At 69.2% G+C, this 12,204-nt stretch carries 13 protein-coding genes; 8 read left to right on the top strand and 5 right to left on the bottom strand.

Annotated elements, in window-relative coordinates; translation table 11 throughout:
• Positions 1-69: 69 nt before the first annotated feature.
• From LKD76_RS18215 to LKD76_RS18205, 3 genes are all read left to right on the top strand, one after another.
• Positions 70-945, top strand: a complete 876-nt coding sequence (locus LKD76_RS18215; RefSeq protein WP_227982525.1) for an SDR family NAD(P)-dependent oxidoreductase — start codon at positions 70-72, stop codon at positions 943-945.
• 35 nt (positions 946-980) lie between these two features.
• On the top strand, positions 981-1,823 hold the full coding sequence (locus tag LKD76_RS18210; protein ID WP_227982524.1) for a helix-turn-helix domain-containing protein: 843 nt from the start codon (positions 981-983) through the stop codon (positions 1,821-1,823).
• A gap of 73 nt (positions 1,824-1,896) precedes the next feature.
• Positions 1,897-2,508 carry a dihydrofolate reductase family protein gene (locus LKD76_RS18205; protein ID WP_227982523.1) on the top strand — a complete coding sequence of 204 codons (612 nt, stop codon included), beginning with the start codon at positions 1,897-1,899 and terminating at the stop codon, positions 2,506-2,508.
• Between the two features lie 90 nt (positions 2,509-2,598).
• Here the strand turns inward: LKD76_RS18205 and LKD76_RS18200 are convergent, their stop codons facing one another.
• The 3 genes from LKD76_RS18200 to LKD76_RS18190 form a co-directional block, all read right to left on the bottom strand.
• Positions 2,599-3,426, bottom strand: coding sequence for an alpha/beta fold hydrolase (locus LKD76_RS18200; RefSeq protein ID WP_227982522.1), 828 nt, complete (start codon positions 3,424-3,426; stop codon positions 2,599-2,601).
• A 107-nt stretch (positions 3,427-3,533) separates the two neighbouring features.
• Positions 3,534-4,538, bottom strand: coding sequence for a zinc-binding dehydrogenase (locus tag LKD76_RS18195; protein ID WP_227982521.1), 1,005 nt, complete (start codon positions 4,536-4,538; stop codon positions 3,534-3,536).
• 33 nt (positions 4,539-4,571) lie between these two features.
• The gene (locus LKD76_RS18190; RefSeq protein ID WP_227982520.1) at positions 4,572-5,141 is read right to left on the bottom strand and encodes a TetR/AcrR family transcriptional regulator; all 570 of its coding nucleotides are present in this window, start codon (positions 5,139-5,141) and stop codon (positions 4,572-4,574) included.
• Positions 5,142-5,292: 151 nt separating this feature from the next.
• On the opposite strand from LKD76_RS18190, the gene LKD76_RS18185 reads away from it, so the two are divergent.
• The 4 genes from LKD76_RS18185 to LKD76_RS18170 all read left to right on the top strand — a co-directional run bounded on the left by LKD76_RS18185 (position 5,293) and on the right by LKD76_RS18170 (position 8,330).
• Positions 5,293-6,132 carry an oxidoreductase gene (locus LKD76_RS18185; RefSeq protein ID WP_227982519.1) on the top strand — a complete coding sequence of 280 codons (840 nt, stop codon included), beginning with the start codon at positions 5,293-5,295 and terminating at the stop codon, positions 6,130-6,132.
• Between the two features lie 48 nt (positions 6,133-6,180).
• Positions 6,181-6,813 (top strand): urease accessory protein UreF, encoded by a 633-nt coding sequence (locus tag LKD76_RS18180; RefSeq protein WP_227982518.1) that lies wholly within the window; start codon positions 6,181-6,183, stop codon positions 6,811-6,813.
• 112 nt (positions 6,814-6,925) lie between these two features.
• A complete protein-coding gene (ureG, locus tag LKD76_RS18175) occupies positions 6,926-7,654 on the top strand; it encodes an urease accessory protein UreG (RefSeq protein WP_227982517.1) in 729 nt (242 codons plus the stop codon).
• Positions 7,644-8,330: an urease accessory protein UreD gene (locus tag LKD76_RS18170; RefSeq protein ID WP_227982516.1), complete on the top strand. Its 687-nt coding sequence runs from the start codon at positions 7,644-7,646 to the stop codon at positions 8,328-8,330. The genes ureG and LKD76_RS18170 overlap by 11 nt, the downstream gene beginning before the upstream one ends.
• A gap of 13 nt (positions 8,331-8,343) precedes the next feature.
• Here the strand turns inward: LKD76_RS18170 and LKD76_RS18165 are convergent, their stop codons facing one another.
• Positions 8,344-9,849 (bottom strand): NAD(P)/FAD-dependent oxidoreductase, encoded by a 1,506-nt coding sequence (locus LKD76_RS18165; RefSeq protein WP_227982515.1) that lies wholly within the window; start codon positions 9,847-9,849, stop codon positions 8,344-8,346.
• A gap of 96 nt (positions 9,850-9,945) precedes the next feature.
• On the bottom strand, positions 9,946-10,617 hold the full coding sequence (locus LKD76_RS18160) for a TetR/AcrR family transcriptional regulator (RefSeq protein WP_227982514.1): 672 nt from the start codon (positions 10,615-10,617) through the stop codon (positions 9,946-9,948).
• An 87-nt stretch (positions 10,618-10,704) separates the two neighbouring features.
• Here LKD76_RS18160 and LKD76_RS18155 point away from each other — a divergent pair, with 87 nt between their 5' ends.
• Entirely contained in the window at positions 10,705-12,201 is a 1,497-nt protein-coding gene (locus tag LKD76_RS18155) for a cytochrome P450 (RefSeq protein ID WP_227982513.1), read from the top strand.
• The last annotated feature ends 3 nt before the right edge of the window (positions 12,202-12,204 follow it).

The raw sequence follows: 12,204 nt of genomic DNA, 5'->3' as shown, positions 1-12,204 counted from the left end.
GGCGCCGGCGCGATTCCGGTGGGGCCATTCCGGCCCCGCGGTGCCGGGCCCGCCAATACAGTTTCGGCTGTGACAGACAGTGTCTCGAACGATTCCCCCGGGCGTCCGCTGGCCGAACGGATCGCCACCCGGCTGCTGTACCCGACCACTCGGCCGCGCGCGAAGGATCTGCGCGCGGCCGTCTCCGGGCGGGTGGTGCTGGTGACCGGCGCATCGCACGGCATCGGCAAGGTCGCCGCCGGCAAACTGGCCGCCGCGGGCGCGGTGGTGGTGATGGTCGCCCGATCCGGCGACGAACTCGAAGCAGCGGCCGACGCCATCACCGCCGCGGGCGGCGTCGCGCACAGCTACCGCGCCGACCTCACCGATATGGACGCCGTCGACGAACTGGCCCGCACGGTGCTCGCCACACACGGCCGGGTCGACATGGTGATCAACAACGCCGGTCGCTCGATTCGTCGCTCGATCGACGAATCCTACGACCGTTTCCACGATTTCACCCGCACGATCGATATCAACTACCTCGGCCCGGTGCGATTGTTGCTGACGCTGCTGCCCACGATGCGCGAGCGCCGGCAGGGACATATCGTCAACATGTCCACCTGGGGTCTGCGGATGCCGCCGGCTCCGCGCTGGGCCGCCTACGGCGCGTCGAAAGCGGCCTTCGATCAGTGGTTACGGACGGTGGCCACCGAAATCGCCGCGGACGGGGTCAGCACCACCTCGATCTACATGCCGCTGGTGCATACGCGCATGAGCGCACCGACCGATTTCGGATCGATGCCCGGACTCACCGCACACGAGGCCGCCGACCTGGTGTGCCACGCGGTCACCGCCAAACCGGTCGAGATCTCGCCGTGGTGGAGCGGCCCGTTGCAGGCGTGGACCGATATGACCCGCGGTCCCGCACAGCGATTGATGGCGCGCAGCTTCCGCGCGACCTAGGCAACCGGGGCCGGCCCATCGGCGACACTTGACCCATGCGATACGTCGCCCGGGTGCCCGCCCCGCCGCTGGACCGTTTCGTCGACGACATCTATGTCCTGACCGGGATCCCGCGCCACCGCCGGATGACCGTCCCGCCGATGCCGTCGGCGCACCTGTTCGTCAACCTGGGCGAGCCGGTCCGCCTGTGGGACGGCGAGCCTTCGATGCCACCGGCCCTGATGTGCGATGGATGGTTCATGGGGGTATGGACCAGGCGTTTCGTAGTCGAGTACCCCGCCCGCCTGCGGCTGGTCGGGGTGCATTTCAAGCCGTGGGGCATGGCGCCGTTCGTCGGCGTCCCGGCCGGTGAGCTGCGTGATCGATGGGTGCCCCTCGACGAACTCTGGCAGCGATCCGCGGATCGCATCCGCAACCGGGTCGGCGCCGGCGTCTCGGCTGCCGAGGCGCTGGATGTGGTGGAGGAGGAACTGCGCTCGCGGCTGGCCGAAACACCCGTTCGCGGCCTCGACCTGGTTCGGTACGCGGGCGCGCGGTTGGCGAGGGCCCACGGCGCGATGCCGGTCGGCGCGCTGACCGATGCGGCCGGCGTGAGCGCCAACTATTTGGCCGCGCAGTTCACATCGCATATCGGGGTGACGCCGAAGCGGGTGGCGCGAATCTACCGCTTCGCGCGGGTGATCCTGTCCGTGGACGCCTCGCGCCCGGTCGACTGGACGGAGATCGCCTACACCGCAGGCTATTTCGACCAGGCTCACTGCAGCAGAGAGTTCAAGGACTTCACCGGCCACACCCCGACCCAGTACGTGGCGCTGCGGCGCCGGTTTCCGGCCGCGCGGGGCTTTCCGCCCGACAGCGGTCCGATGCCCGCCGAGTGATTTTCTACAAGCCCGGCGCCGTCCGGATCGGCACGATCGAAACGACATCCGCACGGGCATTCGAGGAGAATCTGTGGGCACGGTAATCATGCACAACGTGGTGTCGCTGGACGGCTTCATCGCCGACGAGAAAGACGATGTCGGACCGCTGCACGAGTGGTACTTCAGCGGTGACACCCCGATCACCGACACCGACGACCCGCTGTTCGATCATTCCGGAGCGGGTCTGGGCTTCCGGGTGTCGGCCGCCTCCGCGGAATACGTCCGGTCGATGTGGCAGTCGATCGGCGTGATCGTGATGGGCCGCCACCTGTTCGACCTGGTGAACGGCTGGGAGGGCCGCCCGCCCGCGGGCGAACACGTGGTGGTGGTGTCGCATCGGCCCAAACCCGAAGGCTGGCATCCGGAGGCGTCGTACCACTTCGTCGACGGGGTGCGAGCCGCGATCGGCAAGGCCCGAGAGCTGGCGGGGGAGCGAACGGTCAGCGTGAACGCCGGTGAGGTGGGAGCTCAGATTCTCGCCGCCGGGCTGGTGGACGAGGTCGCGATGGATATGGTGCCGGTGGTGTTCGGCGCGGGGAAACGCTACTTCGGCGGTATCGACGGGCATTGCCTGCTGGAGGATCCGCACGTGGTCGTCCGGGGCGAGCGGGTGCTACACCTGAAATTCAAGGTCCGCCGCTAGGCCGTCCGAGCGGGCCATCGCGCTTCGGGGACACGGCGATGAGCGCCGATTCCCCGCTCGCGGGTATGTTGCCCGCGAGCGGGGTCCGGTTCAGCTCTGCAGGAATGTCAGCAGATCGGTGTTGAAACGCTCCTTGTCCCCGGGGACCAGCGCGATACCGTGGGAACCCCCCTCGTAGACGGTCAGGGTGGCGTTCGGGATGATCTTGGCCCCCTTACGGGCGGTGGCGTCGATGGGGACGACCTGGTCGTCGTCGCCGTGCACCAGCAGGGTGGGCACGTCGAATTTCTCGAGGTCGGCGGTGAAATCGGTGTATCCGAAGGCGTCCACGCAGCGCACGCCGGCCTCGATCGACTCGTGCATCGCCATGAACCAGAACGCGTCCCGATTGCCCTGGGTGGCCTTGGTGCCCGGCCGGTTGGCGCTGAAGAAGCCCTCGGAGGTGTCGCGCCAGAACTGCGAACGTTCGTTCAGGATGCCCTTCTTGATCTGATCGAACACCTCGTCGGGCACGCCTTCGGGGTTGTCGGCGGTACGAGCCATCAAGGGCGGGATAGCCGACAGCAACACTGCGGAGCGGATGCGGTCGGTCCCGTGACGGCCGATGTAGCGAGCCAGTTCGCCGCCGCCCATGGAATGCGCGACCAAGGTCACATCGCGTAGGTCGAGTTGGGTGAGCAGGTCGTCGAGATCGTCGGCGAAGGTGTCGAAGTCGTAGCCGCTCCACGGCTGCGCCGAGCGCCCGTGACCGCGGCGATCGTGCGCGATGCCACGAAATCCGTTGTCCGCGACGTGTTTCAACTGATCGTCCCAGGCGTCGGCATTGAGCGGCCAGCCGTGGATGAACACCACCGGGCGGCCCGACCCCCAATCCTTGTAGTAGATGTCGACCCCGTCGCGCGTGGTACACACAGGCATGGACGAACCTCCTCTGCGTGCGCCCGCCGGCCTCCGTCGCGGGCCGTGAGAACGAGACGCGACCTCCAGCGTAGGAGCCGCGAGCGACGCGGGAGGCTACGAATCAATTACGTCAGCAATCTTACAGTTATCGACCGTGAGGGCTCGAGAATCACCTTCCCGACGGTGGCCCGCCGCTCGAGCGCCCGATGCGCGGCGGCGGCATCGGTGAGGGCGAAGCGATGTACGGCCGGTCGTAGCCGTCCGGATGCGGCTTCGGCCAGGGCGCGGGTCTCGAGGGCCGCGATCCCGCCACCGCGTTCGAGCATCGCCGGACCCAGGGTCGAGCGCGAGGTGATGCCGCGGGCGGCAAGGTGGCCGCGGTCGATGTCCAAGGCGGTGTCGCTCCAGCCGAACACCAGATGGGCACCGCCCGGTGCGAGCAGTTCGACCGCCGCTCGACCGGCCGCCCCGCCGACCCCGTCGAAGACCCAGTGGGCGGGCCGCTCCCCGAACCGTGCGCGCACCGCCTCCGGCCAACCGGGGTCGGTGTAGTCGAGGGCGAGGTCGGCTCCGTTGGCCGCCACCGTGGCGACCTTGTCCGGCCCGCCGGCCAGTCCGACGACCGTGAGCCCCGATGCGCGCAGATACTGCACCAGCAGCGTTCCGATACCGCCCGCCGCCGCGGGAACCACCGCGAGGTGTCCCGGTTCGAGTTCGGCGAATCCGAGGATGCCGAGTGTGGTGCGGCCGGTGCCGATCATCGCCACCGCCGCGGCCGGGTCCAGTTCGCTCGGAATCGAGTGCAGCCGGGCCGCGTCGGCGACGGCCAGTTCGGCGTAGCCACCCGGTGCCGTGCCCAGGTGGGTGACGACGGCGGTGCCGAGTAGATCCGGGTCGACGCCGGGGCCCACCAGATCGACGGTGCCGGCGACCTCCCGGCCGGGAATGGTCGGTAGCTGCGGCAGCGGGTAGGGGCCGGGCAGTCCTCGGCGCAGATGGGTGTCGACCAGATGAATCCCGGCCGCCGCCACGGTGATCCGGACCTGGCCGGCCGCGGGCAGCGGATCGGGCGCCGATTCGTAACGCAGATTCTCGGCCGGTCCGAATTCGTGCAGACGTATCGCTTTCATGATCTCACCCTGCAACCTCAGCCAATGTTGAGGTCAAGTGCCGGGTCCGCGCTCCGCTTCCGGGACGTTGCCGACACCGTGCAGCAGGGTGTCGACCACGACGTCGGCGGCGCGGGCGGGGTCGAGGTCCGGTAGGTCCTCGGCGGCGTTGACCGTCAGCTGGGCCAGCAGTGCCGATACCCAGCCTTCGGGGAGGCCGGGGCGCAACAGCCCGTCGTCGGTGGCTCGGCGCAGAAATGTGTCGACCTCGGCGATCAGTGGGGCGCGCCGTTCCCGGATGGTCTCGTCGGCCACCAGTCGGGCCGTCTGTACGGGCCAGCGACGGTTGACGGCGACGATCGCCTCGACGTATCGATGCAGGGCGACCGCGACCGGCGCCTCCCGCAGCCGGGCGCTCACGATGGCCTCCTCGACCGCGTCGTAGCGCGCTCGATACACCGCCGCCAGCAGGTCGTCGCGGGAGGCGAAGCGGCGGTAGACGGTACGCCGGTCGACGTTCGCGGCGGCCGCGATGGCCGACAGGCTGGCCGACGGATCGTCGGCGAGCAGCCGGGCGCCGGTGGTGAGCACCAGTTCGATATTGCGGGCGGCATCAGCTCTCACCCGGCCAAGGTAGCCAATAGAGCAGCAGTTGGTCCACTATTTGCTGCTTTACAGTAGCCAAAAATGAGGTAAGTGCTACAGTGGTGATACATTTGATGGATGTCCGGATCCCTCGCCGAGGGTGTCCGGACCGTCGAACGGAGAGCTGAACATGGCCCGAACCTGGCTGATCACCGGTGCGTCACGCGGCCTGGGCCGCCATCTGACCGAGGCCGCGCTGGCCGCCGGAGACCGGGTCGCCGCCGGTGCGCGTCATCCCGAGCAACTCGACGAGCTGCTGCGGCGATACCGATCCCGCCTGCTGCCGGTCCGGTTGGATGTCACCGACCCGGCGGCGGCCGAGGCTGCGGTGGCCGCGGTCACGCAGACCTTCGGCTCCCTCGACGTCGTGGTCAACAACGCCGGGTACGCCGACAGCGCACCGATCGAGGAGACGGCCATCGACGACTTCCGGGCGCAGATCGAAACCAACCTGTTCGGCGTCGTCAACGTCACCCGGGCAGCGCTGCCGGCGCTGCGGACGCAGCGGTCGGGGACCTTCGTCCAGATCTCCTCGATCGGCGGGCGGGTCGGCGGCTCACCCGGATTGGGCGCGTATCAGACGGCGAAATTCGCGGTCGAGGGATTCTCGGAGGTGCTCGCGAACGAGGTGGCGCCGTTCGGGATCCGGGTCGTCATCGTCGAGCCGGGGGCATTCCGCACCGATTGGCAGGGTGCCTCGATGACCATCCATCCCGTCGGGCCCGACTACGAAGCCACCGTCGGCGAGATCCATCGCTTCCGCCGCGACAACAACGGATCCCAGCCCGGTGACCCGGCGCGCGCCGCCCGCATCATCACCGAGGTGGTCCAGGCGGCCGAACCGCCGCGACGGCTGCTGCTGGGCAGCGACGCGCTGGCCGCGGCGCGCGCGGCCGGTCGAGCGCGTGCCGAGGAAACCGAGAAATGGGCCGCCGTGAGCGTCGCGGCGGACTTCGCCGCGGCCGGTTGAGCGCGCGGTTCTAGGATCGGAGACCGTGATCGGCCGCGGAGGATGCCCATGAGTCTCGCGATGGTGATGTCGCTCGCCGATTCGCGGCTGCCCATCGGCGGGCACGTCCATTCCGGCGGTGTCGAGGAGGCGATCACCTCGGGGATCGTGCGTGATGTCGATACGGTGACGGCATATCTGCGGCGCCGGATCCGCACCACCGGGCTGGTGTCGGCCTCGCTGGCGGCCGCCGTGTGCGCCGCAGCACTGACGCCCGCCACGGCCGACGCGGAGGCCGATGCCCGAACTCTCGCACCGGCCGCGCGCACCGCCTCGCGGGCGCAGGGTCGCGGGCTGCTGCGGCTGGCGAAATACGTCTGGCCACACCATGATTGGTCCGCCCTCGATGCGCGGCCGCATCTGTCCACGGTCTTCGGGGTCGTGGGCCGGGCGGCGGAGCTGGAACCGGTCGAGATCGCCGGCGTCGTGGTCTATACGACGATGACCGGCGCGGCGACCGCGGCGCAGCGGCTGCTCGCGCTGGATCCGGCCGCCGTCGCGGCGACCACCCTGGCGCTCGCCCCGCTGTGTGAGGAGACCGCCCGCGCGGCCACCGCCGGCCCGGCCGCCCTCTCCGATCCGCTCGGCGACGTCCTCGCCCAGCGCCACCTCGACCGAGAGATGCCGCTGTTCGCGTCCTAGCGCCACCGCGGGGATCGGGCGTGGTCTCGGTTCGCTCACCGGGCCGGTAACACCGGGTTCACATGCATCGGCCACGATGATCAGCCGAGAGGCCGATGCGAGAGGAGAGCCCATGGCGCCCCATCTGATCGATGGTGAACCACACGATCATGCTCACGACCGACCCAAGCGGGTGCGCACGCCCGGGGAACCGGTGCGTATCGGGATCGGCGGGCCGGTCGGCTCCGGGAAGACGGCGCTGGTCGCCGCTCTGTGCCGGCAGTTGCGGGAGGAGTTGTCGCTGGCGGTGCTGACCAACGACATCTACACCACCGAGGACGCCGACTTCCTGCGCCGGCATGCGGTCCTGCCCGATGAGCGCATCACCGCCGTGCAGACGGGCGGCTGCCCGCACACCGCGATCCGTGACGACATCACGGCCAATCTGGATGCCATCGACGATTTGATCGAGGCCAACCCGCGGCTGGATCTGATCCTCGTCGAATCCGGCGGCGACAACCTCACGGCGACCTTCTCCGCCGGTCTGATCGATGCGCAGATCTTCGTGGTCGACGTCGCGGGGGGCGACAAGGTTCCGCGCAAGGGTGGTCCGGGCGTGACGTATTCGGATCTGCTGGTGATCAACAAGACCGATCTCGCGCCGATGGTGGGCGCCGATCTCGAGGTGATGCGCCGGGATTCGGCGGCGGTCCGCGAGGGCCGCACCTTCGTGTTCACCTCGCTGACCGAGGATCCGGCCGCGACACCGGTGCTGGGCTGGGTACGCGACCAGTTGCGCGCCGCGGCCGGGCAGGGCGACGTGCCGGCGTCGGTCACCGGGGAAAGCGCTGTTGCGCACTGAGATTCGCATCATCGCCCGCGCCGGAACGTCGCCGCGGGTGGCCGCCGTCGGCGGGCTCGCGGTGCGGACCACCGGACCCGACACCGTTCATCTGATCGGTGCCGCCGCCACGCCGCTCGGTGGCGACGACATCGATATCGGCATCGTCGTCGAACCCGGCGCACGGCTGGTGCTGCGATCGGTGGCGGCCACGATCGCGCTGCCCGGCCGGGACACCCGGCTGTCGACGGCCCGCTGGCATGTCGAGGTCGGCGCGGGCGCGGAACTCGATCTGGATCCGGAGCCGACCGTCGTCGCCGGTGGCGCCGACCATCGCAGCGTCACCGTGGTCCGGCTGGCCACCGACGCCCGGGTGCGGATCCGCGAACGCGTCCAGATCGGCCGCAGCGGTGAGGATCACGGATTCTGGTGTGGCGATCTGATCGCCGATGCCGCCGGGGCGCCGCTGGTGCGCCACCGGCTGGAACTGGGCGCCGGATCCGCCGCCGACGATCTGCTGGCCATGCCCCGCGCGGTCGCGAGCGAACTGCGCTATCCGGATGAGCGAGCCGCGGCCACAACGGGTCTGACCGGTGCGCTGCTGCCGCTGGCGGCCGGTGGCACGCTGTCGACCTGGACCGGCGCGCACCTCGGCGAGGCCGGCCGGATCGGACGACCGGCCGCCGCGGTGGGCTGATCGAATCCGGCGGTCAGCCCGCCTTCGGCTGTGCGGTATCCGATCTCGCGGATTCGCTGGTACCGGGTGCGGTGTCGCCGTCGGCACCGGAAGCCGCGTGGCTGCCGGCGGACGGTGTCGCCGCACCGGGTGAGGCGGGTTTCTCGCCGACCTCGGCGCGTACTTCGCGCGCGTCGGTGTCGTTGCCGTTCATGGCCTCGAGCGCCAGCCGGGCGAAGACCCACTGCTCGGTGGCGGCCATCTGACCACGGTTGCGGCCCAGGAAGGCGACGAACCACTGGAAGACGGTGACCGTGCGGCTGCGGTATCCGATCAGGTAGTACAGGTGCAGGACCAGCCAGATGAGCCAGGCGAGGAAGCCACTGAACTCGAGCTTGCCGATCTGGCAGACGGCGTTGAACCGCGACACCGTCGCCATACTGCCCTTGTTGAAGTACTTGAACGGCTTGCGCTGCTCCGGTGTCTGCTTGCCCGCGACCTCGGCCTTGATCTGCTTGGCCGCGTAGGTGGCGCCTTGGATCGCGCCCTGGGCCTGGCCGGGGACACCGGGCACCGACATCAGATCGCCGACGACGAAGACGTTGGGATGGCCCTTGATGGTCAGATCCGGTTCGACGACCACGCGCCCGGCCCGGTCGGTCTCGGTGCCGTCGGAACCGTCGGCCAGCATCTTGCCGAGCTCGCTGGCCTGCACGCCGGCCGACCACACCTTGCACGCCGACTCGATCCGGCGTTCGCTGCCGTCCTTGTCCTTCACCGTGACACCGCGCGCGTCCACATCGGTGACCATGGCGTTGAGCTGGATCTCCACCCCCATCTTCTCGAGGCGGCGTTGCGCTTTACCGCCGAGTTTGGGACCCATCGGCGCCAGGACCGCGCCGGCGCCCTCGACCAGCAGCACACGTGCGTCGCGGGGATCGATGTTGCGGAAGGTGCCGACCAGGGTGCGATCGGCGAGTTCGGCGATCTGCCCGGCCAATTCGACGCCGGTCGGGCCCGCGCCGACGACGACGAAGGTCAGGAATCGATCCCGTTCCTCCTGCGTCTTGGCCAGTTCGGCCTCCTCGAACGAGCCCAGGATGCGGGCGCGCAGTTCGAGCGCGTCGTCGATGGTCTTCATACCCGGCGCGTACGTCGCGAACCGGTCGTTGCCGAAGTAGGACTGCTGGGCGCCGGTGGCGACGATCAGACTGTCGAAGGAGGTGACCGTGTCCTGGTTGAGCAGTTCCGAGGTGACCGTCCGGTTCACGAGGTCGATGTCGTGGACCTCGCCGAGGATCACCCGGGTGTTGTGGTGTTTACGCAGCACGATGCGGGTCGCCGGGGCGATCTCACCGGTGGACAGGATGCCGGTGGCGACCTGGTAGAGCAGCGGCTGGAACAGGTGCGTGGAGGTCTTGGAGATCAGTACGACGTCGACGTTGTCGTGTTCGAGATGTTTGCACGCGAACAAGCCGCCGAAGCCGGATCCGATCACCACCACTCGGTGGCGTCGGTTCTCGACAGTTTCGGTTCCCATCTGCGCTCCTCGCCGGACGTGCGGTCTACGACAGGCTCAACGGTAGTCGGCGACCCGGAGGCAGTCACGGCGAGCATCGATTGTCGGCGCGTCCGGTCACTTCGGTACCGGTGCCGCCGCCTCGGCGCCGACCAGCGGCCCGCTGAGGCGGTCGCCGCCGATACTCTCCACCGTCGGCCACAGGAAGGCCGCGAGTTGATCGATGAATTCGGTGCGTGAGCGGGTCGGTTGCTGCATCCACGCCTCCGCCGACATCAGGATCGCGCCGACGGTCGCGGTCGCCCAGATCCTCGCCAGCGCGGGATCGGCGTCCAGCCTGCGCAGGATGGTGTCGAAAACCGATGTGGCCCAATCCGATACGCGGGTGAAGAACGGCCGGTGCTCGGCATCTCCGCTTTCCAGGCGCTGCATCATGACGTGGTGCAGATTCGGGTTGGTGTCGACGAAATCGCACATCAGCGCCACTACCGCGCGGAGCAGCCGGCGGGCCGGCAGCGGCTGGGCGAGTAGTTCGTCGGCGGCGCCGATGATGGCGTCCATATGTCGTTGCGCGAGCGCGTCGATCAGTGCCGGCATATCCGGGAACACGGCGTATACCGCGGTACGGGCGTAGCCGGCCTCGGCGGCGACCTGCGCGATGCTCATCCGGGCCCCGGCGGTCGCGACCACGCGTTCGGCGGCGTCGAGGATCTCCGCGCGCCGCCGCTCCGGATCGCGGGGTGGCCCGGGCGGCCGGCCCGGCCGCCGCACCTCTGTGTCCCTTGTCACAGCGCGATTCTACCTCTAATGTACGAGGTGTACTTTTTCTGCGGCCGCGCGGTGTGGCGGGGCCGCTGTGTTCGGGAGGCTCCAATCATGGTCAGCGCCGACCCGCGTCCCGCCGGCACCGCGGGATCCACTGCCGGGGTGTACACCGTCGCGGACCGGGAGAACATCGATTTCCTCGAGATTCCGGATCGCCACCGCGTCGATCGGCTGCTGCGCCGATTGCCCGTCCGCGAACAGGTGCTGGCCACCCCGCCGCCGGGCAGCACCGCGGCCGCGGTGCGCGGCGACTCCGGACTGCCGGTCATCGGCCGCTCATTGCAGTATCTGCGCTGGGGCCCCGCTGAGATGCTCGACCGGTATCGGCGTTACGGCCCGGTCAGCTACAACAAGTCCTTCGGTGTCGACCGCGTCCTGGTGGCCGGTCCGCAGGCCGTGGACGAGGTACTCGGCAAGCGGCGCAACGACTTCGGGCAGGGCTGGGACTTCCTGATCGGCTCCTTCTTCCGCCGCGGACTGTTGCTGCTGGAATTCTCCGAGCACATGTTCCACCGCCGGATCATGCAGCAGGCCTTCACCCGCGAACGGCTCGAATCACATCTGGCGCATCTGAGCCCGGTGCTCGACACCGCGATCGCGCGCTGGAGTCCCTCCGGTACGCGGAGTCTGCGGCTGTATCCGACGATCAAGGATCTGACCCTCGAGATCGCCACCGAGACGTTCATGGGGGTCGACGCGGGTCCGCAACGACAGCGGCTGGGGCAGGCCTTCCTCGATTGCACGCACGCACCGCTGGCGCTGGTCCGCCACCCCGTACCGGGTGGCGCCTGGCGGGCCGGCCTGCGTGGCCGCACGGTACTCGAGCGGTATTTCGCCGAGATGGTGCCGCGCAAGCGCCGCGGCGAGGGGGACGATTTCTTCTCGGCGCTGTGTCATGCCCGGACCGAGGACGGTGCGACCTTCTCCGACGCCGACGTGGTCAACCACATGATCTTCCTGATCATGGCCGCCCATGACACGACCACCACGACCGCCACCGCGGTCGCCTACTACCTGGGCCGGCATCCGGACTGGCAGCAGCGGGTGCGGGCGGAGGCCCAGGCGCTGTTCGGCGATCTCGGCGGCGCCACGCCGACCATCGCCGACCTGGACCGCCTGCGCGATCTGGACCTGGTGATCAAGGAGAGTCTGCGCCTGGTCCCGCCGGTGCCGGGACTGGTGCGGCGCGCGGTTCGCGATACCGAGGTGGCCGGTCACTACATCCCGGCCGGAACCCACGTCGATGTCGCCTACGCGGTCAACCACCTGATTCCGGAACTGTGGCGGCATCCGGCGCGGTTCGATCCGGAACGGTTCGCCGAAGGCCGGCGGGAGGACAAATCCCACCGGCTGGCGTGGATGCCGTTCGGCGCCGGGGCGCACAAATGCATCGGCATGCATTTCGGCACCCTCGAGGTGAAGGTGGTCATCGCCGCGATGGTGCGCGCGTACCGGTGGGATATCCCGGAGGACTATCTGATGCCGTGGGGTTTCAACACCATCCCGTTCCCACGCGACGGTGCGCCCATGCGGCTGTCGCGGCTGTGATCG

Origin of the sequence: Nocardia spumae (genome assembly GCF_020733635.1) — a bacterium.
GTDB lineage: Bacteria > Actinomycetota > Actinomycetes > Mycobacteriales > Mycobacteriaceae > Nocardia > Nocardia spumae.
This window is presented reverse-complemented; position numbering and strand designations above follow the sequence as displayed.

Bases quoted from the DNA above. Each gene is read 5' to 3' on its own strand.
- LKD76_RS18210 (WP_227982524.1), top strand. From the start codon at position 981: ATGCGATACGTCGCCCGGGTGCCCGCCCCGCCGCTGGACCGTTTCGTC.
- LKD76_RS18200 (WP_227982522.1), bottom strand. From the start codon at position 3,426: ATGCCTGTGTGTACCACGCGCGACGGGGTCGACATCTACTACAAGGAT.
- LKD76_RS18195 (WP_227982521.1), bottom strand. From the start codon at position 4,538: ATGAAAGCGATACGTCTGCACGAATTCGGACCGGCCGAGAATCTGCGT.
- LKD76_RS18185 (WP_227982519.1), top strand. From the start codon at position 5,293: ATGGCCCGAACCTGGCTGATCACCGGTGCGTCACGCGGCCTGGGCCGC.
- LKD76_RS18180 (WP_227982518.1), top strand. From the start codon at position 6,181: ATGAGTCTCGCGATGGTGATGTCGCTCGCCGATTCGCGGCTGCCCATC.
- ureG (WP_227982517.1), top strand. From the start codon at position 6,926: ATGGCGCCCCATCTGATCGATGGTGAACCACACGATCATGCTCACGAC.
- LKD76_RS18165 (WP_227982515.1), bottom strand. From the start codon at position 9,849: ATGGGAACCGAAACTGTCGAGAACCGACGCCACCGAGTGGTGGTGATC.
- LKD76_RS18155 (WP_227982513.1), top strand. From the start codon at position 10,705: ATGGTCAGCGCCGACCCGCGTCCCGCCGGCACCGCGGGATCCACTGCC.